Here is a 22,696-nt window from a genome sequence, read left to right as displayed (position 1 = left end):
GGTCGGGCATGCTGAGGCAAGGCAGAAGGGAGGGAGCCCGCAGAACCGCGGGCTCCCTCCCTCGCGGATCAGAAGATCTTCGCGAACTCGTGCACGTTGGACTTGTCGTAGACGAAGGGGTCGGCCATGGCCGCCTGGTCGTTCTCGTCCAGCTTGGTCTTGCCCATGCGGCCGATCGGGATTTCCGCGCCGGGCTTGGCTTCCGCCTTCTTGGTCGCCAGCTCGTAGGCGATGGTCGTGGCGGCGTAACCGAGATCGATCGGGTTCCAGATGGCGAAGCTCTTCACCGAGCCCTTGTCGACATGGCCGGCGAGCTCGGAGGGAAGGCCGAGGCCCGTGACGAAGACCTGGCCGACCTTGCCCGCGTCCTCCACCGCCTGCGCGGCGGCGACGATGCCGACGGAGGTCGGGGCCACGATGACCTTCACGTTCGGATAGGTCTTCAGGATGCCTTCCGTCTCGCGGTAGCTCTTGTCGGCGAGGTCGTCGCCATAGACCGTGGTGACGACGTTGACGCCGGGATATTTCGGCAGCGCCTTCTTCATCTCGGCGATCCAGGTGTTCTGGTTGGTCGAGGTGGCGGTGGCCGACAGGATCGCCACGTCGCCCTTGCCGCCGGGCAGCGCGTCTGCGGCGAGCTTGTCGCACATATTGCCGATCAGCGCGTCGGAGGAGGGGGCGAGATGCATCTCCCGGCCGGGCTTGGCGACGGCGGAATCCCACGAAATGACCGTGATGCCGCGCTGCATCGCCTTCTTCAGCGAAGGCACCAGCGCGTCGCCGTCATTGGCGGAAACGGCGATCGCGTTCACCTTCTGCGCGATCAGCGAGTTGATGATGTCGATCTGGCCGGAGGCGGTGGTGGAGGTCGGGCCGGTATAGATGACCTCGACATTGCCGAGTTCCTTGGCCGCCTCGTCGGCGCCCTTGTGCGCGGCGTCGAAGAAGCCGTTGCCGAGCGACTTGACGAGCAGCGCGATGCGCACCTTGTCGGCGGCATGCGCGGCGGTCGACATCTGGGACGACAGCAGCCCCACCGCCAGCACTGTTCCTGAAAGCAGTTTCTTCCAATTCGCCATGATTTCCTCCCTTGGCGTTATGTTTGTCGGCTGGCGTTTTCGCCTTAGGCCGGTGTCGAAACCCTGAGGGTCTCCCTCGTCGGTTTCACGTCCACGACGACGAGCTGGACGCCCGCTTTCTCCACCATCTGGACGACGCGCTCGTCGATGCCGCTGTCCGTGATGATCGTTGTCGCGCGCTCCAGCGGACACAGGATCAGGCTGGAGCGCTGCGCGAATTTCGCGGAATCGACCAGTACGATCAGCTCTTCCGCCTGGTTGATCAGCTTCTGCTCGGCCTGGATGATGAGCGGGTCGCCCTCCATGATGCCGAGCGGGCCGACGCCCTGCGCGCTCATGAAGGCGCGCTTGGCGTAGAAATTCCGCGTCACGTCGTTCTCGAAGGGGCTGAGGATGATGCCATGCTCACGGTAGACCGCGCCGCCCGGCACCACGACGTTGTTCTTGGAATGCTTCACCAGATGCTCCGCGATGGGGAACGAGTTGGTGAAGATCTGCAGCCGCCGCTCGCAGAGGAAGGGCACCATCTGGAACGTCGTGGTGCCACCATTGATGATGATGGGATCGCCGTCGCCGCAGAGGTCCACGGCCGCCTTGGCGATGGCGCGCTTGGCCTCGGCGTTGACGCCTTCATTGACCTTGAACGGCCGCCCCGCAAGGCCGACGAATTGCGGCGGATGCAGCGCCTCCGCCCCGCCGCGAACGCGTCGCAGCCGGTTCTGCACGTGCAGCGCGGCGATGTCGCGCCGGATCGTCGCTTCCGAGGCGCCCGTCAGATCCACGAGCTCGGGCACGGTGGCGACCGGCCGCTCCTGGACTGCGCTCATGATGAGCTTGTGGCGTTCTCGTTCGTGCATCGGTCCCGTGCGATGTCGGGTTTCTTCTTTCTCGATCATTCGGCGTGGAAAAGCCGCTTGTCAATCAGCTCTGATCAAAAACCGTCATGATGCAGTGCAGCATGAATGTTTGTGACTGTGAATGACCGTTTGTGATTGACAGGCTGCCGATTGATTGACCAGATTTCGGCAAAAGAAGTGAGCAGGCAGAGCGCCACGGCGTCCGCCGCCTCAGGGAGATGCCTCATGTCCGAAGTCCTGACCCCACGCGAAGCCGCCAGTGCCGCTCCGGCGGCGATCGTCAATCGCTGGGACGATGCCAAGGCAACCGCCATGAGCGAGCCGGAGCGGCTGCTTTACCGGTCGAACCTGCTGGGCTCCGACAAGCGCGTGACGAATTACGGCGGCGGCAATACCTCGGCCAAGGTGCGCCAGAAGGATCCGCTGACCGGCGCGGAGGTCGATGTCCTCTGGGTCAAGGGCTCCGGCGGCGACATCGGCACCATGAAGCTCGACGGCTTCTCCACCCTCTACATGGACAAGCTGCAGTCGCTGAAGGGCCTTTATCGCGGCCCCGAGCATGAAGACGAGATGGTGGGCTACCTCTCGCACTGCACGTTCAACCTCAACCCGCGCGCTTCCTCCATCGACACGCCGCTGCACGCCTACGTGCCGTTCCGCCATGTCGATCACGTGCACCCCGACGCGGTGATCGCCATCGCGGCCTCGGCCAATTCCCGCGAGCTGACGCGCGAGATCTATGGCGATGCGATCGGCTGGCTGCCGTGGAAGCGACCGGGCTTCGAGCTCGGCCTCTGGCTGGAGAAGTTCGTCCGCGAGAACCCGGAGGCCAAGGGCTGCGTGCTGGAAAGCCACGGCCTCTTCACCTGGGCCGACAATGCAAGGGATTGCTACGAGACGACGCTCTGGGCGATCAACCGCGCCATCTCGTGGTTCGATGGGAAGACCCGGGGCAAGCCGGCTTTCGGCGGCAAGGCCGTCGAGGCGCTGCCGGCGGAGAAGCGGCGCGAGATCGCGGCGAGGCTGATGCCGCAGATCCGCGGCCGCATCAGCGCCGACGAACCCAAGATCGGTCATTTCGACGATTCAGCCGCCGTGCTGGAATTCGTCACGTCGAATAATCTGCGCGAGCTGGCGGCGCTCGGCACGTCCTGCCCCGACCATTTCCTGCGCACGAAGATCCGCCCGCTGATCGTGGACTTCGATCCGGCCAGCGGCGACGTGGACGCGGTCCTGTCCGGCCTCGACGCGGCGCTGGAGAGCTACCGGGGGGATTATTCCGGCTATTACGAGCGCTCCAAACGCGGCAACAGCCCCGGCATGCGCGATCCCAACGCCGTGGTCTATCTGGTGCCGGGCGTCGGCATGATCACCTTCGCCAAGGACAAGGCGACCGCCCGCATCGCCGGCGAGTTCTACGTCAACGCCATCAACGTGATGCGCGGGGCCTCGTCGGTCTCCACCTATGTCGGCCTGCCCGAGCAGGAAGCCTTCGACATCGAGTACTGGCTCCTGGAAGAGGCCAAGCTGCAGCGCATGCCGAAGCCGAAGAGCCTCGCCGGTCGCATTGCCTTCGTCACCGGCGGGGCCGGCGGAATCGGCCGCGCGACCGTCGCCAAGCTGATCTCCGAGGGCGCCGTCGTGGTGCTGGCCGATATCGACAAGGGCAATCTCGACGCGACGCTGGACACTTTCCGCAAGAGCCACGGCGAGGATGCCGTGCGCGGCGTGGTGCTCGACGTCACCGACGAGGATGGGGTCGCGAAGTCCTTCGTGGATGCCTGCGTGGAATATGGCGGGCTCGATTTGCTGGTCTCCAATGCCGGTATCTCGTCCTCCGCGCCGATCGAGGACACGCCCATCGAGATGTGGGACCGCAACATGGATATCCTCGCCAAGGGGTATTTCCTGGTGTCGCGCGAGGCGTTCCGGCTCCTGAAGAAGCAGAAACTCGGCGGCTCCATCGTCTTCGTCGCCTCCAAGAACGGCCTTGCCGCCTCGCCCAACGCATCCGCCTATTGCACGGCCAAGGCCGCCGAGATCCATCTCGCGCGCTGCCTGGCGCTGGAAGGGGCGGGCGAGCAGATCCGCGTCAACGTCGTGAACCCGGACGCGGTGCTGCGCGGCTCCAAGATCTGGACGGGCGAATGGCGCGAGCAGCGCGCGGCCGCCTACAAGATGAAGCCGGAGGAGCTGGAGGAGCATTACCGCCAGCGGTCGATGCTGAAGCGCTCGGTGTTCCCCGAGGATATCGCCGAGGCGATCTACTTCCTGCTGTCGGATCTTTCGGCCAAGTCGACCGGCAACATCATCAACGTGGATGCCGGTAACGCGCACTCCTTTACGCGCTAGGGGCTTTCACGCGCCAGGGCCGGCGAGCGACGAGAGACGAAGATCAGACCCCGCGAAGGGGCGGAATTCAGGGAGAGATGAGATGGACAGCTTCGTCACCGGGGCGGACGGAATCGCGCGCAGCAACGAGAAAGCGGAAGCGGCGCTGCGCGAAAGCTACGAGGCGCTGGGCGCCAGCCTCGCCCGGCGCGGCATCGACATCGATGCGATGAAAAGGAAAGCCGCCGAGTTCGCCGTCGCCGTTCCCTCCTGGGGTACCGGCACGGGCGGCACGCGCTTCGCCCGCTTCCCCGGCACGGGCGAGCCGCGCGATATCTTCCACAAGCTGGATGACTGCGCGGCCATCAACCAGTTCACCCGTGCGACGCCGCGCGTGGCGCTTCATATTCCATGGGACAAGCCCCAGGATCCTGCGGCGCTGAAGAGCTATGCCGAGGAGCGCGGCCTCGGCTTCGACGCGATGAACTCCAACACCTTCTCCGACGCGGCGACGCAGCAGCACACCTACAAGTTCGGCAGCCTCAGCCACACCGATCCGGCGGTGCGCCGGCAGGCGGTCGAGCACAATCTCGAATGCATCGAGATCGGCAAGGCGGTCGGCTCCAAGGCGATCTCGATCTGGATCGGCGACGGCTCCAACTTCCCCGGCCAGAGCCACTTCACGCGCGCCTTCGAGCGCTACATCGATAGCTGCAAGGCGATCTACGCCGAGCTTCCCGACGATTGGCGGCTCTTCACCGAGCACAAGATGTACGAGCCGGCCTTCTATTCCACGGTGATCCAGGACTGGGGTTCCAGCTACCTCGCCGCGACGGAGCTCGGGCCGAAGGCCTTCTGCCTCGTCGATCTCGGCCACCACGCGCCGAACACCAATATCGAGATGATCGTCGCCCGCCTGATCCAGTTCAAGAAGCTCGGCGGCTTCCACTTCAACGATTCCAAATATGGCGACGACGATCTCGATGCCGGCTCCATCAACCCGTATCAGTTGTTCCTCGTCTTCAACGAACTGGTCGACGCGGAAGCGCGGGTGCCGGACTTCCACCCCGCCCACATGATCGACCAGTCGCACAACGTCACCGATCCCATCGAAAGCCTGATGGTGAGCGCAACGGAGATCGAACGGGCCTACCTTCAGGCGCTGCTGATCGACCGGGCCGCGCTGGAGGGGTATCAGGACGAGAACGACGCGCTGATGGCGAGCGAGACGCTGAAGGCGGCGTACCGCACCGACGTGGAGCCGATCCTCGCCACCGCACGGCTGGAAAAGGGCGGCGCCATCCATCCCGTCGCCGCCTATCGGTCTTCCGGCTACCGGGCGAAAGTCGCGTCGGACAGGCCCCTTTCCGGTGCTGGCGGGGGTGGTCTGGTCGGCTGATCCTGTCATAGTGGGGCCAGGCGCCGAAGAGCGTTCAAGGACAGGAAACGCGCGTGCAGGTTTCGCTTTTCATCAGTTGCTTCAACGATACTCTTTTCCCGCAGACGGGGCAGGCCGTGGTGTCCGTGCTGGAACGCCTCGGCCACAGCGTCGATTTCCCGATGGAACAGACCTGTTGCGGGCAGATGCACCTGAACAGCGGCTACCGCGACGAAACCGTGGGGCTGATGCGGCGCTTCCTCGATGTGTTCGAGCCGTGCGATGTGATCGTCTGCCCGTCCTCGTCCTGCGTCAGCACGGTTCGCACCAGCTATCCCCGGCTCGCGCGCGAGATGGGCGACGCTGAGCTGATCCGGCGCACCGACGCACTGGCCGGCAAGGTCTTCGAATTCTCTGAATTTCTCGTCCGCAAGCTCGGGGTCGAGGATGTCGGGGCCTATTATCCGCACCGCGTCACCTATCACCCTACCTGCAATTCGCTGCGCGCGCTGAAGATCACCGACGCGGCGCTCGCGCTCTTGAGAAATGTGCGCGGGCTGGAGCTGATCGAGCTCCCGAAAAGCGAGGAATGCTGCGGCTTCGGCGGCACGTTCGCGGTGAAGAACGCCGATACCTCGATCGCGATGCTGACCGACAAGCTCGCAAATATCCGTTCCACGCAGGCGGAAGTCTGCACGGCCGTCGACAATTCCTGCCTGATGCATATTGCCGGCGGGCTTTCCCGCGAGCGCTCGGGTCGCCGGGCGCTGCATCTGGCCGAGATCCTCGCCTCCACCGAGGAGGGAATGCGGCAATGACGGATTTCGCCCCCGGCATCGTCGTCGAGCGCGACTTTCCCGACGCTGCGCGCGATGCGCTCGCCAACACGCAGCTTCGCCGGAACATTGGCAAGGCCACCAACACGATCCGCGCCAAGCGGCTGAAGGTGGTCGGCGAGATGCCCGACTGGCAGGAGCTCCGCGAGGCGGGACGCCAGATCAAGGCGCAGGTCGCCCGCCATCTCGACACGCACCTCCTGAAGCTGGAAGAAGCCGTCACCGCGGCTGGCGGTCGCGTCCATTGGGCGCGTGACGGCGAGGAGGCGAACCGCATCATCGGCGAAATCCTGGCGCGCCATGGCGCGCGGGAAGTGCTGAAGATCAAGTCGCTGACGACGGACGAGACGGGCCTCAACTCGGCCTTGGCGCAGCGCGGCATCTCCGCGATAGAAACCGACCTGGCGGAGGTCATCGTGCAGCTTGGCGAGGACCGGTCGTCGCATATTCTCGTCCCGGCGATCCATCGCAACCGCGCCGAGATCCGCGAGATCTTCAAGCGCAAGCTGGCTGGAACGGAGAACCTTTCCGACGAGCCGGCGGAGCTTGCCGGCGCGGCGCGGCGTTACCTGCGCGAGAAGTTCCTGACCGTGCCGTTCGCCATTTCCGGCGCGAACTTCGCGGTGGCGGAAACCGGCTCGGTGGCGATCTTCGAATCCGAGGGCAACGGGCGGATGTGCCTGACGCTCCCGAAGGTGCTGATCTCGCTGATGGGCATCGAGAAGGTGATCCCGTCCTGGCGCGACATGGAAGTCTTTCTCCAGACGCTGCCGCGCTCGTCCACGGCGGAGCGGATGAACCCCTATAATTCCGTCTGGTCCGGCACGCGGGCTGGCGAGGGGCCGGAGGAGTTCCACCTCGTCCTCCTCGACAATGGCCGCACCGACGTTCTCGCGGACGAGCCGGCGCGCGAGACTCTGGCCTGCATCCGGTGCAGCGCCTGCCTCAATGTCTGTCCCGTCTATGAGCGGACGGGCGGCCATGCCTATGGCTCGACCTATCCCGGACCGATCGGCGCGATCCTGACCCCGCAGCTGAATCAACCGGGTCCGGCGGAAACATTGCCTTATGCCTCGTCGCTCTGCGGCGCCTGCTTCGAGGCCTGCCCGGTCAAGATCGATATCCCCCGCATCCTCGTGCATCTCCGGGGCAAGATCGTCGGGCGCAAGAAGGAAACGCTGGCGGGCAAGTTCTCCGGCGAGGCGATCGCGATGGCGGCGATGGCCCGCATCTTCGGCAGCGCGCGGCTTTTCGAGTTGGCGCAGAAAAGTGCCGTCATCGGCCAGAAGCCCTTCGTGCGCGGCAATGTCATTCCGAGCCTGCCCGGCCCGATGGCGGGATGGACGGCGATGCGCGACGTCACGCCCGTTCCGAAGCAATCGTTCCGCCAATGGTGGCGCGCCGAGCGCGGCGCCGAGTCTTCCGCCAAGCCGGGAGGCTCCGCATGAGCGAGGCGAGAACGGCGATCCTGGAGCGCATCCGTTCCGCGCTCCGCGACGTGCCGCCGGGCGAGGATGCCTCGACCGATGGGGTGGAGCGTGCGTTTCACCGCCGGGGCGAGCCGGGCACGCCGGAAACGGTGGCCCGCTTCGCCGAACGCGCTGCGGCCTACAAGGTCAGCGTTTCCGAGTGCGACAGCGCCGGCGCCGGTGCCGCGATCCACGAGATCCTGGAACGGCGCGGCCATCGCCGCATGGTCACGGCGGAGGACCTGCCGCAGGCCTTCGTGCCGCATGGCTGCGACGTGATCGTGGATCATGGCCTGACCTTCGCGGAGATCGCGGCGGCGGATGGCGTGCTGACCACCTGCGCGACGGCCATCGCGGAGACCGGCACCATCGTGCTGGATCACGGCGAAGGGCAGGGACGACGGGCGTTGACCCTGCTGCCGGATTATCACCTCTGCATCGTGGAGACGGACAGGGTGGTGTCGCTGGTGCCCGAAGCGGTGGCGCGCATGGAGCCGTCGGTCAAAGCCGGCCGCCCTCTGACCTTCATTTCCGGGCCGTCGGCGACCTCCGATATCGAGCTCAACCGCGTGGAGGGCGTGCACGGGCCGCGCACGCTGGACGTGCTGATCGTGCGATCCTGACGCCGATTGTCCCCGGTCCGGCGGGATCAATCGCTGGACGCGCCACACAAGGGCCTTAAGTTGCGTCGAACGCTCGGCAAACCGGGATCCGTCCGACACGTCATGAAGCAAATCGCCGCCTTTCTAACCTTCGCCCTGCTGCTCATCGTCCCGGCGGAGGCGCAGTCGCCTTTTTCGGCCTTTATCCACAAGAGCGCTCAGCCAGCGACTCAGACGACGACCCAGGCAGCCCCGGCCGCGCCTGCCGCCGCTTTGCCGGCACAACCGGGAACTCTGGACAAGGCGCAGGCGCAGCAGATCCTCGACGTGTTGAACGACGACGCGAAGCGCGCGCAGTTCACGGCAACGCTCCAGTCCCTGATCACGGCTCTGCCGCAGAACGCGCCGGCGGCCACACCGGTCACGACGCCGGCGACGGCCCCGGCAAATCAGACCGCATCGGCCCCCGCCGAGGGCGCGACGCATGCCCCGGCTGCCGCTGGAACCGCGCTGGCCGCAGGCGCTTCCGCCGCCGCTCCGGCGGCTGAGGAGAACTCGCCCTTCACCTCCGACAGCCTCGTCGTGCAGGTGCTGGATCAGAGCTCGAACTGGCTGGGTCACCTGTCCCTCAACGCAGGAGGACTGGTCGGCATCGCGCGGGGCTTGCCGGACGTTGGCCGTTTCTTTCTTCTGACCACGGAGGATCCGGGCTCGCGCGACCGTACGATCAACGCGGTCATCAGCCTGGCGATCGTCATGATCGCGGCCCTGGCGCTGGAATGGCTGGTGCAGCGCTTCAGCATCCGATGGTACCGGGCGGCCGGCGAACGTTCCGCCCAGATGGACCGGGATCCGGCCGACCATGTCGTGGCCGAACCGCTTGAGCCATCGAATGGCGCCCGCAAACGCAGCCGCATAAAGTCCTCCTGGCGCCTGCTTCGTCGCCTGCCGCTGGTGCTTCTGCGCTTCGTGCTGGATCTCGTCCCGGTGATTGCCTTCGCCATTCTCGGCAACTTCCTGCTGAGCACGGGCCTCGGCAGCATCCGCACCACGCGTCTGGTCGTGCTGGCCATCGTCAACGCCTATGTCGCGTGTCGGGTGGTGATGTGTGTCGTGCGCATGCTGGTCTCGCCGGGTGCGCCGAGGCTTCGTTTGATCCCGATCGGCCAGGACAACGCCAGGCTTCTTGAAAGCTGGTTGCGGCGGGTGGTCGGGCTCGCGATCTTCGGCGTCACGCTGATAGACGCCGCGCAGCTCCTGGGCCTCAGCCGCGCCGGGCACGACACCTTGGGCAAGCTGCTGGCGCTGGTCGTCCATGCCCTGCTGATCGCGATGGTCTTGAAGTTCCGCAAGCCGCTTTCCGCCGCGATCCGTTCCGACAGGGCGGATCCGGGATTCTGGGGCGTGCTGCGCAACCGGCTGGCGGAAGCCTGGCCCACTCTCGCCATCATCGTCATCGTGGCGCTCTGGTTCGGTGTGGCCCTCGGCTCCGAACCGGATTACGGGCGCTTCTTCACTCTCGCCATTTTGTCCATCGCGGTGCTGATCGCCGGGCGGGTGGTGTGGATCGTCCTGCTCGGGCTGACGGATCGCCTCCTGCAGGCCAGTCCCCATGGCGGCGCCCGGCATGGCGCGGGAACGCATGCGAGCCGGCTGCATCCGCTGGTTCGCAAGGTGATTTCCGTTCTGGTGGCCCTGGCCGTTCTGCTCGTCCTCCTGCAGGTCTGGGGCTTCCACGTCACATCCTGGTTCCGGACGGGGGCCACGGGCGGACGCGTGCTTTCCGCGCTGCTGACGATCGGGTTCATCTTCCTTGCGGCTTTCGCTGTCTGGGATCTCACCAACGCCGCGATGGAGCGGCATATCCTGCGGCTGAGCCGTCAGGACCAGATCGTCAAGTCGGCCCGCTGGCGGACGCTTCAGCCGATCATGCGCACCATCCTGGCGATCGTAATCATCGTCTTCGTCGGGCTGACCGCTCTCAGCGAAATCGGCGTCAACATCGCGCCGCTGCTCGCGGGCGCGGGCATCATCGGCGTCGGCCTTTCCTTCGGCTCGCAGAAGCTGGTGCAGGATTTCATCACCGGCATCTTCCTGCTCCTGGAAAACGCGATGCAGGTGGGCGACTGGGTGACGGTCGCGGGCGTGTCGGGTGTGGTTGAGGATCTTTCGATCCGCACGGTGCGGCTGCGCGCCGGCGACGGTTCGGTGCACATCATTCCCTTCTCGTCGGTGACCAGCGTCAACAACACCAACAAGGGACAGGGCAACGCCGACATTTCAGTCAGCGTCGCCTATTCCGAGGATACCGACAGGGTCAGCCAGGCGCTGAAGGACATCGCCGCGGAGATGCGGCAGGATCCGGACTTCGCGCCGATGATCCTGCAGGATTTCGCGCTCTGGGGCGTCAACAGCGTGGAGGGATCCGTCGTCACCATCGTCGGTCGCTTCCCGTGCACGACGGCCGGACGCTGGGGCGTGTTCCGCGAATTCAACCGCCGCATGAAGAAGCGTTTCCAGGAAATGGGGATCGTGCTCGCCAATCCGACGCAGTCCGTCGTCGTGCACAAGGCGGCGGACGAGGAAGCCAAAGTCGCCAGCCAGCCGGCCGAGCAGGATACGTCGACGCCGGCAACGACGCCGCTGTCGCCCCCAAGCTGATGTCGCCGCCAAGCTGATCGGGTCATCCTCAATCCGCTTGAGCAGGGAGCCTCGCCGGAGCTGACGCGTTTACCGCCGACAGGAGCCCAGATGAGGTAGGCCATGGCCAGCATGAAAGCGGTCCGCATTCACTTCTTCGGCGGCCCGGAGGTCCTTCGGGTCGAGGACGTGCCGGTGCCGGAGCCGAAAGCGGGCGAGATCCTGCTCAGGGTTCAGGCGGCAAGCGTCAATCCGGTCGACTACAAGATCCGCTCCGGCAAATATCCGCTGCTGAAGGCGGAGGATCTGCCGGTGACGATGGGGCGGGACGTTGCCGGCACGGTCGAAAGGCTGGGCGAGGGCGTCTCGGGCTTCCGGGTGGGCGAGGCGCTTTATGCCATGCTGGGGCGCGATCGCGGCGGCTATGCCCAGTACGTGATCCTGAAACCGGAGGAAGCGGCGGCCAAGCCGGAAACGCTGAACGCGACCGAGGCGGGGGCGGTGCCGCTGGCGGCCCTGACCGCGTGGCAGGGCCTCTTCGACCATGGCGGCCTGAAGCAGGGGCAGCGGGTGCTGATCCATGGCGCCGGCGGCGGTGTCGGCCATCTCGCCGTGCAGTTCGCGCGCGCCAAGGGCGCGTGGGTGGCCGCGACGGCGTCCAGCCAGGACGTGAAGTTCGTGAAGGAGCTCGGCGCCGATCAGGTCATCGACCACAAGGCGCAGAAGTTCGAGGATGCGGTGGAGCCGGTGGATCTCGTCTACGACCTGATCTCGGGCGAGACGGAAGATCGCTCCTGGGCCGTGCTGAAGGAAGGCGGCATCCTCGTCTCCACGCTGCATGAGCCGGACAAGGACAAGGCGGCGGCGTACAAGGCGCGAGGCGCGCGCTACATGGCGCAACCTGATGCTGGGCAGCTGGCCGAGATCGCGAAGCTGATCGACGGCGGCCTCGTGCGCGTGCAGGTGCAGAAGGTCTTCCCGCTGGCGCAAGCCGCCGAGGCGCAGCGCGTCGCGGAAGAGGAGCACACGCAGGGCAAGATCGTTCTCGATACGGCCTGACGGAAAAAGGGCAGCCGGTGCGGGCTGCCCTTCATGTGCGCCGTGCGGCTAGGCTTCAGCTTCTGGGCTTCAGCCTGCGCGCTTCAGCCGGATGTCGCTGGTGGTGATAACCGGGCCGTTGACGCTCGCCTTGTCGGTGGTGACTACCCGGAGCGTGTTGTCGCTCTGGAACTGAATGGAAAGGGTCGCGACCCGGTCGCCATTCACCGGCTTCGGCCAGGTGATCGTGAAGGTCGCGCCGGTCCCCTTGCGGGTGCCGGAAAGCGTCGCCACGCCGATGCTGGAGCCGGTATAGGTGCCGACGTAACGGTCGGTCTTGGGATCGACCATCAGGCTGATGCCGACGTCGCGCGAGAACAGGACATAGGCGCGGCAGGTGCCGTTGAACGTGATCCGGTCCTGCCCGGGCTGTCCCTTGAAGGTGCAGTTCACATTGTTGGGCGAAGCCTGGGCGTTGCGCAGCACTTCGCCGGAACCGGAGAACGAGCCCGCGAATCTTTGAAAGAATGCTGTGTCCTCCGGCCCGGCCATGACCGGAGCCGTCGCTCCCAGCAGCATGCCTGCCGCGACGAATGCCGGTGCCAGTGTCTTGATGCGGCTCATAAGTCGTTCCTTCTGCGAACCCTGCCCATGCGCCCACCATAATGCAGATCGCGGGGAAAGGGTCCCCGTCCAGCCGCGACGAGTGGACCCGGCGGCTCCGACAAGGAACGTTGCTTCAGGCGTGGACGGCCACTCGGGGAAGGGAAGCGGGGCGGCTCGTTTCGACCGGCGTGAAATCGATGGCGAAATGCCGGTTCAGCGCCGCCGAGCCGATCGGCGTCAGCGTTACGGCGCGGCCGGTCGGCTGCCGCTCGATCCAGCGATGCTCCAGGAAATGCGTCGCCAGAGCCGCGCCGACGGCGCCGCCGAGGTGGGGGAGGCGCTCGCTCCAGTCGAGACAGCAGCGGCAGAAGATCCGGCGACTGCGGCGAAGCGGCTCGATCTCCAGGCCGACCTCGCCGAGGAGGCGAGCCCCGTCCTCCGTCAGTTCGGCGCCGTCGCCCTCCACCAGCACGTGTTCCGCCGCTCGCAGGCGCTCCAGGAGCGTCACGCCGAGGCGCCCGGCCAGATGGTCGTAGCAGAAGCGCGCATCCGCTAAAGCCCGGTCGCGGATCGTGGGTGTGCGCCGGCGTGGCGGCGTCTGCACGGCGGCCATGGCCATCACCGATTCCACCATGCTTGCCACCAGCGGCGAGACGATCCGGAAATACCGGTGGCGTCCCTGCGCGGCGACCTCCAGCAGGTTGGCCGCCGTCAGTCGGGCGAGGTGCGCGCTGGCGGTCGGGGCGGTGATCCCGGCCGCGAAGGCGAGTTCCTTCGCCGTCTGCGCCCGTCCGTCCATCAGTGCGGCGAGGATCGCCGCCCGCGCCGGATCGCCCAGGAGAAAGCCGATTTCCGCAATGTCGATGCTGCCGATCATGACGACAGACTAGCGGAGCGACGCGGGCCGGGACAGTCCCGACGCTTCGGTCTCGGTCGAAGCGTTCCGGCGTGAGCACAAGCGCGGCGACGGCTAGTCCCTCCGGAGACAAACTCCGAGGACGGCATGGGACTGATGAGACGAACGGGGCAGCGCTGCCTCAAGGCGGCGGGAACGCCACGCCGATGGTGGCGGCGAAAGCTGGACTTCGAATGCCTGGCCGCCATGGAGGACTGGCAGCTTCGCGATCTCGGCCTCGACCGGCGCACGATCGCTGACGCCGAAAGGGGCTGCCCGTGGTCGTTGCTCGGGCGTGGCGCTCGCGGTTCCTGAGCACCGTCCGCGCGGCCGACGGGCGCATGCGAAAAGGGCGGCCAACCGGCCGCCCTTTTCTTCAGTTCGTTCAGGCTGCGGCTTCGCCGTAGCGGCGCCGCTCGCGGCCACGGGTCGCCTTCGTGGAAGGCTTGCCCGCGCCGGCGCCCGCACCCGGGCGCTTGTTGGCGCCGGCATGCTGGCCGCCGCCGCTCTTGTTGGCGCTCGGGCGACCGCCACCGCCGCCACGGCCCATCTTGGCCGGGACCGGCAGCTTGCCGTTCATGACGCTGGGGCGCGTGCCGCCGGCGAGATCCAGTTCCCGTCCGATCAGCCGCTCGATGTCGCGAAGATAGGAGGTCTCGTTGGGCTCGCAGAAGGCGATCGCGATGCCGCTTGCGCCGGCACGCGCGGTGCGGCCGATGCGGTGGACATAGGTCTCCGCCAGGTTCGGCATCTCGAAGTTGAAGACATGCGAGATTTCGCTGACGTCAATGCCGCGCGCGGCGATATCGGTCGCCACGAGGAGGCGGGAATCGCCCGAGCGGAACCGGTCCAGCGCCTTCTGACGGGCGGCCTGGCTCTTGTTGCCGTGCAGGGCGTCGGCGTCGTAGCCGGCCTTGTTCAGGAACTCCGTCACCTTGTTCGCGCCATGCTTGGTGCGGGTGAAGACGATGGCGCGGGTGATCGAGGGATCCTGCAGCAGGTCCACCAGCATCGTGCGCTTCTCGGCGGCGCCGAGGAAGTAGACGCGCTGGTCGATCTCCGCCGGCGTCGCGCCCTGGCGGGCGATCTCGACGCGCTGCGGCTCGTTCAGGATGCTGTGCGCCAGACCGGACACGTCGTCCGGCATGGTGGCGGAGAAGAGTAGCGACTGGCGCTGCTGCGGCAGGGCGGAAACCACCCGGCGGATATCCTTGATGAAGCCGAGATCGAGCATGCGATCGGCCTCGTCGAGGACGAAATGCGTGACCTGGTTCAGCACGAGGTCGCGGGTCGACATGAGATCGACGACGCGGCCCGGCGTGCCGATCACGATGTCGGCGCCGCGGGAAAGCTTGTCCACCTGGCCCTTGCGCGACACGCCGCCGAGAATGGCGACGATGCGCAGGCGCATCTCCTTGGCGAAGGAGCGAAGGTTCTGCTCGATCTGGATCGCCAGCTCACGGGTCGGAGCAAGGATCAGGACGCGGCAGCCGCCACGGCCGAGCGTGACCTTTTCCTCGCCCAGCTGGTGGAGGACGGGAAGGCCGAAAGCCGCCGTTTTGCCGGTGCCGGTCTGCGCGATGCCCAGCAGGTCACGTCCCTGCAGGATGATCGGGATGGCCTTGGCCTGGATCGGGGTAGGAGTCGTGAAGTTCTGTGCTTCGAGCGCACGGAGAATGGGCTCGGCCAGACCGAGATCCCGGAAGTTTTCAGTGGTCAATTTGCATCCAGTTCGCGTCGCGCGAAGCTTTGCTGCCTGCGACGCCGATGTCCGCTGCCCACGCGCGATCGCAGGGCGGAAGGTTTCGTGAGACTGCTCGGGAAACTCGGCCAGGATGAGGGCCGCAATCGCGCTATCGCGAGAAATCAGACGCTGCTCAGATGGCATTTCGCCGAGCAAACGTCAAGCTCTGACTCATTTAGCCGGATTCGGAACGGCGGAGCCTCGTCGACGTTGTCTCCCGGACTCTTTTTCCGCGTTTTTATGGAGAAGTCCGAATGCCTGCCGCCCGCGCCATCTGGAAAGGCCATATCAGGCTTTCGCTCGTCTCCATCCCGGTGGAGCTCTACGCCGCCACCGAAAGCAAGGCGAAGGTGAGCTTCCGGCAGATCCACGAACCGACGGGCAAGCCCATCCACTACGAGAAGGTGGTGACGGGCGTGGGGCCGGTCGACAAGGACGAGATCATGCGCGGCTTCGAGTACGAGAAGGGCAATTACGTCCTCCTCGACGACGAGGATCTCGACGCGGTGAAGCTGGAGACCAAGCGAACGCTGGATCTCACCCAGTTCGTCGACTCTTCCGAAATCGCCCCGATCTACTACGACACGCCCTATTTCGTCGTGCCGCAGGACGAACTCGCGGAAGACGCCTTCCGCGTGGTCCGCGATGCGCTGCGCGATGCGGGAAAGGTCGGCATCGGCCAGCTGGCGCTGCGCGGCAAGGAATACCTCTGCGCCGTGCGCCCCTGCGGCACGGGCATCCTGCTGGAGACACTCCATTACGAGGAGGAGATCCGGAAGTCCGACGCTTATTTCAACCAGATCAGCGGCAAGACGGCGGATGACGACCTGCTGGCGGTCGCCAAGGAACTGATCAACCGCAAGACCGCGCCCTTCGACGCGGCGGCCTTCAAGGATCATTACACCGCGGCGCTGCGTCAGCTGATCAACGAGAAGCTGAAGGCCAAGGGCGGCCGGGTCACCGATACCGAGGAGCCGGCGGGAAAGGGCGCGGGCGGCGGCAACGTCATCGACCTGATGGCGGCGCTGAAGCAGAGCCTCGAAGCGTCCGGCGGGAATGCCGGCAAGCCTGTCGACGAGAAGCCCAAGGCGACGAAGCCGAAAACCCGCACCGCCAAGAAGGCCGAGCCGGAGCCCGCGAACCAGAACAAGCCGGACCCGAAGCCGGCTCCCAAGGCCAAGACGCGCAAGACGGCGTAACACATGGCGGAAGGCAGCACGAAGACCCGCAAGGGCAAGACCCAGCTGAAAGACAAGGAAGAGGGGCTGAAGGCCTACAAGGCCTCGGCCAGGCCCGCTTCCGCTTCAAGCCTCGACGAATACAACAACCGCCGCGACTTCGGCATTACCGCCGAACCGGCCGGCGAGGTGGCGGCGGGGTCCGGCCATTCCTTCGTGGTGCAGAAGCACGACGCGACGCGGCTGCACTACGATTTCCGGCTGGAACTCGACGGCGTGCTGAAGAGCTGGGCGGTGACGAAAGGGCCCAGCCTCGATCCGCAGCAGAAGCGGCTGGCCGTTCACACGGAGGATCATCCGCTGCCCTATGGCAAGTTCGAGGGAACGATCCCCAAGGGCCAATATGGCGGCGGCACCGTCATGCTTTGGGATTTCGGCACCTGGGAGCCGCTGCACGATCCGCGCGAAGGGCTCGAAAAGGGGATGCTCCACTTCATTCTGCATGGCGAGCGGATGAGAGGCGGATGGGCGATGGTCCGCATGCCGCCGCGCGGGCGCGACAGCGGCAAGCACGAGAACTGGCTCCTGATCAAGGAGCGAGACGGGGAGGCGGACGAGGCCGATCCGATCCTTGCCGCAAACATGGTCAGCGTGACCACGGGCCGGACGATGGAAGAGATCGCCACCGGAGAGTCGCCCGTGTGGGATTCGACCAAGCCCGTGGCCGAACAATCGCCGGAGGCGCTGGGCAAACCGCCTGCTTCCAAGCCTGCCCGCAAGAAAGCGGCCGCTGCGAAGACCGCGTCCGGCGAGGTGCCAGAATTCCGCTCGCCGCAGCTGGCGACCCTCGTCGATGTGCCGCCTGAAGGGCGCGACTGGGTGCACGAGCTGAAATATGACGGCTACCGCACGCTGATCGCCGCGAATGGCGATGCCGTCCGCTGCTACACCCGCAACGGGCTGGACTGGACGGCGAAGTTCGGCCCGGTGGTCAAGGCGATCGCGGAGCTGGGCCTTTCCGGCACGATGATCGACGGGGAGATCGTCGCTTTTGCGCCGGATGGCCGGACGGATTTCTCCACCCTCCAGAAAACGCTGAAGGAGGGCGGCGAACTCGCCTTCTTCGCCTTCGACCTCCTGACGAAGGACAACGAGGACGTCACCGGCGAAACGTTGCTGGAGCGCAAGGCCCGGCTGAAGGCGATCACGGACCGGCTGCCGAAGGGCAGCCCTGTCCATTTCAGCGATCATGTGCAGGGGCAGGGCGAAAAGGTGCTGAACCAGATCTGCGCCGCCGGGCACGAGGGCATCATCTCCAAGAAGGCCTCGGCGCCCTATCGCGGCGCGCGCACCAAGGTCTGGTACAAGATCAAGTGCATCAAACGGCAGGAATTCGTCATCGGCGGCTGGAGCCCGTCGGAGAAGCGTCACGGGTTCCGTTCGCTGCTGGTCGGCACGTGGAACGAGGGCGAGGAGGGCCAGCCCGGCAAGCTCGTCTATGCCGGTCGCGTCGGCACCGGCTTCAACGATCGCGACCTTCAGGAACTCGGCGAAAAATTCGAGGCGATCGCCGCGAAAACGTCCCCCTTCGCCGAGGTGCCGCGTGACGCCAGGCGCGGCGCGAAATGGGTGGAGCCGAAGCTCGTCGCCGAGATCGCCTTTACCGAATTTACCGCCGACGGCGTGCTGCGCCATCCCTCCTTCCTCGGCCTGCGCGAGGACAAGACGGCGAGGGAAGTCCATATCGAGACGCCTGCCCCCATGGAGGAGGAGCCGGAGGCGGCCCCGAAACCTGCTCTGAAGAAGGCTCCGGCGAAGAAGGCCGCCAAGGCCGGGAGCAAGCCCGCTTCGGCCCTGCCGCCGCCTTCCGCGCCGCTGAAGACCTATGGCGAAAACGAAGGCATCGAGCGCGCCGGCATCAAGCTGTCCAGCGCCGGGAAGGTGCTCTTCCCGGGCCAGGGCGTCAGCAAGGGCAACCTTGCCGATTACTACGAGGCCGTCAGCGAGCTCATGCTGCCGCATGTGGGCGTCCGCCCGCTCAGCCTCGTCCGCTGTCCGCAGGGGCGCGGCAAGCACTGCTTCTTCCAGAAGCACGATACCGGTGGCTTCAACGAGGCCATTCACCACATGGAAATCGTCGAGGGCACCGGTGCCTCCGGCGATTACTTCTACGTTGACGATCTGCCGGGCATTATGGCCGGCGTGCAGATGGGGGTCATGGAGTGGCACGTCTGGGGATCGCGCACGGCCGACATCGAGAAGCCCGACCGCCTCGTCTTCGATCTCGACCCCGACGAGGGGCTGGGCTTCGAGGCGGTGCGCACGGCGAGCGTCGATCTGCGCGACCGGCTGGCCGAGATCGGCCTCAAGACCTATCCGATGCTGTCGGGTGGCAAGGGCGTCCACGTGATCGCGCCGCTGGTGCCGAAGGTCGCGTGGCCGGAAGCGAAGACCTTCTGCAAGGCCTTCGCCGTGCTGCTTGGTGAGGAACGGCCGGACCGCTATGTCGCCAACATGTCGAAGGCGCGCCGCAAGGGGCGGATCTTCGTGGATTACCTCCGCAACGAGCGCGGCTCGACCGCGATCGCGCCGTATTCCACGCGCTCGCGGGAAGGGGCGCCGGTTTCCGCGCCGGTCACCTGGGAAGAGCTGGAGCGGGTGGAAGGCGCCAATATCTTCAACGTCGCCAACATGCCGACGCGGGTAAAAGAGGTCGGCGATCCCTGGCCGGATTATGCATCCACGGAGCAGTCGATCACGAAGGCGATGATGAAGGCCGTCAAGGCGGAATGAGTTTATTAAACATCATCTTGTAACTGCGTCTTCTGGTCTCTCCAGAGGACTCATGAGCGAGGCACCCATATTCTGCGTTGACGGCGGCGGCACACGGTCGCGCGGCCGGATCGTGCTTGCGTCCGGGGAAACCCTCGCCGAGGCCGTGGCGGGGCCGTGCAATCCGAGTTCCGACCTGTCGCTCGCCGTCAGCAGCATCACCCAGCTATGGGCCGACATCGCGGTCGCCGCCGGTTTCGATCCGCAGGCGCCCTCTCGCTGCCGGCTGTCCATCGGCACGGCCGGCGCCCTGCATCCGGAAATTCGCAACGCGTTTCTTTCCGGCCTCCCGGTCTTCGCCGAGCGCCACGTGATGACCGACGGCTATGCCGCGCTGGTCGGCGCCAGCGGCGGTGAGCCAGCGGGCCTCCTGGTCATGGGCACGGGCACGGTGGCGCATCGGCTCTTCGCCGACGGCATCTCGATCCAGCGCGACGGCTGGGGCTGGGTCGCCGGCGACCGGGGCTCCGCCGCCTGGATCGGCCGCAAGGCGGTGGAACATGCGCTCGCCGCCCGCGACGAAGTGGTGGCGCCGGACGACCTCAGCGCCGCCGTGTGGAACGACATGGGCGGCGAGCCCGATGCGGTTCGCAGCTGGCTGCGCGACGCCCGTCAGGCCCGTTTCGCGGGAATCGCGCCGCTGGTGGGCGATGCCGCCGAGGCCGGGAACGCGACCGCGACCGGCATTCTCGATCATGCCGCCGATCATGGCGCGGATCTTCTTCGCAGCCTCGCGCTGGAGGAAGACGAGCCGGTGTTCCTGCGCGGCGGCGTTGCCGAGTTCCTGCATGACCGCCTCGTACGGCGCTACGGCCGCAACTTCGCGGGGAGCGAGGGCGACGCCATGCATGGCTGCTTCCTGGTTGCCACGGGTGCCGCCCCGCGCGAGGTCCGGCGCTAGTCCTTTTCGTCTTGAACCCTGCCGCCGCACATGCGTTCGTTAGGTTCAAGCCGAAACCGGGAGACAATCCATGACAGCCGAACTCGCCGCCCCGCCCGTCCTTTCGTCCGGGGAGCACGCGCTGTATCTGGATTTCGACGGCACCTTCGTCGAGTTCGCACCCGAGCCGCATCTGGTGAAGCTCTTTCCCGGCAGTCTCAAGCTGCTCACAGCGCTGCGCGATCATCTCGACGGAGCGCTGGCCATCGTGACCGGCCGGCGCCTGCAGGACATCGACGCGTTTCTGGCCCCTCTGGAACTTCCTGTCGCGGCCCTGCACGGGCAGGTCATGCGTTCATTCGGCGGCCCGGCCCAGATGCTGCCGCTCTCCGACCAGATGGAAACGGCGCGCCGGCGCATCGGCGAATTGATCGGCGAGAACGACCCGGTGATGGTGGAGGACAAGGGCGCGGCCATCGTGCTGCATTACCGCCTCGTGCCGGACCAGAAGGAGCGGGTCGAAGAGATCGCCGAAAGCGTCACGAAGGATCTCGGCGAACTGCATTCCGTCCCCGGCCACTTCATCAGCGAGATCCGCCAGCGCGGCATCAGCAAGGCGGAGGCTGTGGTCGCGCTCGGCCTGCAGGAACCCTTCGCCGGCCGTATTCCGGTCTTTGTCGGCGATGACCGCACCGATGAGGACGGCTTCCGCGGCGCGGCGCTGAATGGCGGCTTCGGCGTGAAAGTGGGCGAGGGGGCAACGGCGGCGAAGTACCGCCTGGCCGACCCCTCCGCCGTCCATGCCTGGCTGCGCAGCATCGTGGCCGGATGAAAGAACGGGGAACGAAGCGCTTCTGCTACCGGTTCGCTTCCGTTAGGAACAGGGTGGTGTTCCCAATGGAAGGATAACAGGTTGACCCGCATCGTCATCGTATCCAACAGGGTGGGACCGCTCAGCGACGAGGGCAAGGCCGGGGGATTGGCCGTCGGCCTGGCGGACGCGCTCCGCAAGCGCGGCGGCATCTGGTTCGGCTGGTCGGGCGAGCAGACCCCGGAGGGGATCGACGGCCCGGCCCATGTCGAGGATGGGCCGGTGAAGCTCGTCACCGTGGATTTTTCCGAAGAAGACGCGGACGAGTTCTACAGCGGCTTTGCCAACCAGACGCTCTGGCCGATCCTGCATTACCGGGTGAACCTCGCCAATTTCGAGCGGCGGTTCGAGACCGGCTATGACCGCGTCAACAAGCGGATGGCCGCCAAGCTCATGCCCATGCTGGAGTCGGGCGACACGGTCTGGATCCACGACTATCATTACCTGACTCTGGGGCAGGCGATCCGACAGGGCGGCTTCGAAGGGCCGATCGGCTTCTTTCTCCACACGCCGTTTCCCGCGCCGGAGATCTTCGCCGCGCTTCCCAATGCCCGCCGGCTCGGGCGGTCGATGCTGGAATACAACGTCATCGGCTTTCAGACCGAGCGCGACCGCCGCAACTTCCGGCGCTTCGTGCTGGATGAACTCGGCGGCACGACCGAAGACGGCGAACTCCTCGACGTGGACGGCAATCACGTCCGCACCGGCGTCTTCCCCATCGGCATCGACGCGGAGCGTTTTGCCGAGTTCGCCGTCAGCAGCGAGGCGCAGCGCCGCGAGCGGCAGGTCCGCAATCTCATCCGCGAATGCCAGCAGATCATCGGCGTGGACCGGCTCGATTATACCAAGGGGATCCCCGAGCGTTTCCACGGCTTCGAGCGCTTTCTGGAGCAGCATCCGGAAAGCCGGGGGCGCATCTTCCTGCTGCAGGTCGCGCCCGTCTCGCGCGGTAACGTGGATGCCTATTCCGACCTTCGCAGCGAGATGGAATCGCTGGCCGGCCGCATCAATGGCGAGCATGGCGGCCTCGACTGGGCGCCGATCCGTATCCTGACGCGTGGCTTTGCCCGCAAATCGCTGGCCGGTATCTATCGCAGCAGCAGGATGGCGCTGGTGACGCCGCTCCGCGACGGCATGAATCTGGTCGCCAAGGAATATGTCGCCGCGCAGAACCCGGACGACCCGGGCGTGCTGATCCTGTCGCGCTTCGCCGGCGCGGCGGCGGAGTTGACAGAGGCGCTGATCGTCAATCCGCACGACGACGAGGATGTCTCCGGCGCGATCCAGAAGGCGTTCCACATGCCACTGGGCGAGCGTCAGGAACGCTGGAACGCCCTGAACGCGAAGGTGCGCAAGACGACGGCTGAAAGCTGGGCCGCCAACTTCCTCGATGTGCTCGATCAGATTCACCGGGACGAGAACACCGCCCGCCGCGCTGCCCGCGCGGGCGGCTGATCGCG

General features: G+C 66.2%; 18 protein-coding genes. 13 read left to right on the top strand and 5 right to left on the bottom strand.

Features of this window, described 5'->3' with window-relative positions:
- Positions 1 to 68: 68 nt before the first annotated feature.
- Positions 69 to 1,079 (bottom strand): rhamnose ABC transporter substrate-binding protein, encoded by a 1,011-nt coding sequence (gene rhaS / locus BMY25_RS17775; protein WP_092499121.1) that lies wholly within the window; start codon positions 1,077 to 1,079, stop codon positions 69 to 71.
- Between the two features lie 44 nt (positions 1,080 to 1,123).
- On the bottom strand, positions 1,124 to 1,936 hold the full coding sequence (locus BMY25_RS17770; protein WP_092499218.1) for a DeoR/GlpR family DNA-binding transcription regulator: 813 nt from the start codon (positions 1,934 to 1,936) through the stop codon (positions 1,124 to 1,126).
- Positions 1,937 to 2,161: 225 nt separating this feature from the next.
- On the opposite strand from BMY25_RS17770, the gene BMY25_RS17765 reads away from it, so the two are divergent.
- From BMY25_RS17765 to BMY25_RS17735, 7 genes are all read left to right on the top strand, one after another.
- Complete coding sequence (locus BMY25_RS17765; RefSeq protein WP_092499116.1) at positions 2,162 to 4,288, top strand: bifunctional rhamnulose-1-phosphate aldolase/short-chain dehydrogenase; 2,127 nt, start codon at positions 2,162 to 2,164, stop codon at positions 4,286 to 4,288.
- A gap of 82 nt (positions 4,289 to 4,370) precedes the next feature.
- Entirely contained in the window at positions 4,371 to 5,666 is a 1,296-nt protein-coding gene (rhaI, locus tag BMY25_RS17760; protein WP_092499114.1) for an L-rhamnose catabolism isomerase, read from the top strand.
- A gap of 53 nt (positions 5,667 to 5,719) precedes the next feature.
- Complete coding sequence (locus BMY25_RS17755) at positions 5,720 to 6,463, top strand: (Fe-S)-binding protein (protein WP_092499112.1); 744 nt, start codon at positions 5,720 to 5,722, stop codon at positions 6,461 to 6,463.
- Positions 6,460 to 7,929, top strand: coding sequence for a LutB/LldF family L-lactate oxidation iron-sulfur protein (locus BMY25_RS17750; RefSeq protein ID WP_092499106.1), 1,470 nt, complete (start codon positions 6,460 to 6,462; stop codon positions 7,927 to 7,929). Before BMY25_RS17755 ends, BMY25_RS17750 begins: the two co-directional genes overlap by 4 nt.
- Positions 7,926 to 8,573 (top strand): LutC/YkgG family protein, encoded by a 648-nt coding sequence (locus tag BMY25_RS17745; RefSeq protein WP_092499096.1) that lies wholly within the window; start codon positions 7,926 to 7,928, stop codon positions 8,571 to 8,573. The genes BMY25_RS17750 and BMY25_RS17745 overlap by 4 nt, the downstream gene beginning before the upstream one ends.
- A gap of 102 nt (positions 8,574 to 8,675) precedes the next feature.
- Complete coding sequence (locus tag BMY25_RS17740) at positions 8,676 to 11,213, top strand: mechanosensitive ion channel domain-containing protein (RefSeq protein WP_092499095.1); 2,538 nt, start codon at positions 8,676 to 8,678, stop codon at positions 11,211 to 11,213.
- A gap of 102 nt (positions 11,214 to 11,315) precedes the next feature.
- Entirely contained in the window at positions 11,316 to 12,251 is a 936-nt protein-coding gene (locus BMY25_RS17735) for an NADP-dependent oxidoreductase (RefSeq protein WP_238858405.1), read from the top strand.
- A 69-nt stretch (positions 12,252 to 12,320) separates the two neighbouring features.
- On the opposite strand, the gene BMY25_RS17730 is transcribed toward BMY25_RS17735, so the two are convergent.
- Positions 12,321 to 12,854 (bottom strand): hypothetical protein, encoded by a 534-nt coding sequence (locus tag BMY25_RS17730; RefSeq protein WP_092499093.1) that lies wholly within the window; start codon positions 12,852 to 12,854, stop codon positions 12,321 to 12,323.
- 115 nt (positions 12,855 to 12,969) lie between these two features.
- Positions 12,970 to 13,713, bottom strand: coding sequence for an ArsR/SmtB family transcription factor (locus BMY25_RS17725; protein ID WP_092499091.1), 744 nt, complete (start codon positions 13,711 to 13,713; stop codon positions 12,970 to 12,972).
- A 135-nt stretch (positions 13,714 to 13,848) separates the two neighbouring features.
- Here BMY25_RS17725 and BMY25_RS20545 point away from each other — a divergent pair, with 135 nt between their 5' ends.
- The gene (locus BMY25_RS20545; protein WP_143062039.1) at positions 13,849 to 14,046 is read left to right on the top strand and encodes a DUF1127 domain-containing protein; all 198 of its coding nucleotides are present in this window, start codon (positions 13,849 to 13,851) and stop codon (positions 14,044 to 14,046) included.
- Between the two features lie 70 nt (positions 14,047 to 14,116).
- Here BMY25_RS20545 and BMY25_RS17720 read toward each other — a convergent pair whose 3' ends face one another.
- Complete coding sequence (locus BMY25_RS17720) at positions 14,117 to 15,451, bottom strand: DEAD/DEAH box helicase (RefSeq protein WP_092499089.1); 1,335 nt, start codon at positions 15,449 to 15,451, stop codon at positions 14,117 to 14,119.
- Between the two features lie 278 nt (positions 15,452 to 15,729).
- On the opposite strand from BMY25_RS17720, the gene ku reads away from it, so the two are divergent.
- The 5 genes from ku (at position 15,730) to BMY25_RS17695 (ending at position 22,691) form a co-directional block, all read left to right on the top strand.
- Entirely contained in the window at positions 15,730 to 16,674 is a 945-nt protein-coding gene (gene ku, locus BMY25_RS17715) for a non-homologous end joining protein Ku (protein ID WP_092499087.1), read from the top strand.
- Between the two features lie 3 nt (positions 16,675 to 16,677).
- Positions 16,678 to 19,446, top strand: coding sequence for a DNA ligase D (gene ligD / locus BMY25_RS17710; RefSeq protein ID WP_092499086.1), 2,769 nt, complete (start codon positions 16,678 to 16,680; stop codon positions 19,444 to 19,446).
- A gap of 52 nt (positions 19,447 to 19,498) precedes the next feature.
- Positions 19,499 to 20,386 carry a glucosamine kinase nucleotide-binding domain-containing protein gene (locus tag BMY25_RS17705; protein WP_092499085.1) on the top strand — a complete coding sequence of 296 codons (888 nt, stop codon included), beginning with the start codon at positions 19,499 to 19,501 and terminating at the stop codon, positions 20,384 to 20,386.
- 70 nt (positions 20,387 to 20,456) lie between these two features.
- Positions 20,457 to 21,197: a trehalose-phosphatase gene (otsB, locus tag BMY25_RS17700; RefSeq protein ID WP_092499084.1), complete on the top strand. Its 741-nt coding sequence runs from the start codon at positions 20,457 to 20,459 to the stop codon at positions 21,195 to 21,197.
- Positions 21,198 to 21,278: 81 nt separating this feature from the next.
- Positions 21,279 to 22,691, top strand: coding sequence for an alpha,alpha-trehalose-phosphate synthase (UDP-forming) (locus BMY25_RS17695; RefSeq protein ID WP_092499083.1), 1,413 nt, complete (start codon positions 21,279 to 21,281; stop codon positions 22,689 to 22,691).
- The last annotated feature ends 5 nt before the right edge of the window (positions 22,692 to 22,696 follow it).

This window comes from Faunimonas pinastri, from assembly GCF_900110915.1.
Lineage (GTDB): Bacteria > Pseudomonadota > Alphaproteobacteria > Rhizobiales > Afifellaceae > Faunimonas > Faunimonas pinastri.
The sequence above is the reverse complement of the archived record's forward strand: the minus strand, read 5'-3'. Positions and strand labels throughout refer to the sequence as shown.

Excerpts from the sequence above, each read along its gene's own strand:
- BMY25_RS17740 (WP_092499095.1), top strand. The coding sequence starts at position 8,676 with ATGAAGCAAATCGCCGCCTTTCTAACCTTCGCCCTGCTGCTCATCGTC.
- otsB (WP_092499084.1), top strand. The coding sequence starts at position 20,457 with ATGACAGCCGAACTCGCCGCCCCGCCCGTCCTTTCGTCCGGGGAGCAC.
- BMY25_RS20545 (WP_143062039.1), top strand. The coding sequence starts at position 13,849 with ATGAGACGAACGGGGCAGCGCTGCCTCAAGGCGGCGGGAACGCCACGC.
- rhaI (WP_092499114.1), top strand. The coding sequence starts at position 4,371 with ATGGACAGCTTCGTCACCGGGGCGGACGGAATCGCGCGCAGCAACGAG.
- BMY25_RS17745 (WP_092499096.1), top strand. The coding sequence starts at position 7,926 with ATGAGCGAGGCGAGAACGGCGATCCTGGAGCGCATCCGTTCCGCGCTC.
- rhaS (WP_092499121.1), bottom strand. The coding sequence starts at position 1,079 with ATGGCGAATTGGAAGAAACTGCTTTCAGGAACAGTGCTGGCGGTGGGG.
- BMY25_RS17705 (WP_092499085.1), top strand. The coding sequence starts at position 19,499 with ATGAGCGAGGCACCCATATTCTGCGTTGACGGCGGCGGCACACGGTCG.
- ku (WP_092499087.1), top strand. The coding sequence starts at position 15,730 with ATGCCTGCCGCCCGCGCCATCTGGAAAGGCCATATCAGGCTTTCGCTC.
- BMY25_RS17735 (WP_238858405.1), top strand. The coding sequence starts at position 11,316 with ATGGCCAGCATGAAAGCGGTCCGCATTCACTTCTTCGGCGGCCCGGAG.
- BMY25_RS17750 (WP_092499106.1), top strand. The coding sequence starts at position 6,460 with ATGACGGATTTCGCCCCCGGCATCGTCGTCGAGCGCGACTTTCCCGAC.
- BMY25_RS17730 (WP_092499093.1), bottom strand. The coding sequence starts at position 12,854 with ATGAGCCGCATCAAGACACTGGCACCGGCATTCGTCGCGGCAGGCATG.
- BMY25_RS17765 (WP_092499116.1), top strand. The coding sequence starts at position 2,162 with ATGTCCGAAGTCCTGACCCCACGCGAAGCCGCCAGTGCCGCTCCGGCG.
- ligD (WP_092499086.1), top strand. The coding sequence starts at position 16,678 with ATGGCGGAAGGCAGCACGAAGACCCGCAAGGGCAAGACCCAGCTGAAA.
- BMY25_RS17770 (WP_092499218.1), bottom strand. The coding sequence starts at position 1,936 with ATGCACGAACGAGAACGCCACAAGCTCATCATGAGCGCAGTCCAGGAG.
- BMY25_RS17725 (WP_092499091.1), bottom strand. The coding sequence starts at position 13,713 with ATGATCGGCAGCATCGACATTGCGGAAATCGGCTTTCTCCTGGGCGAT.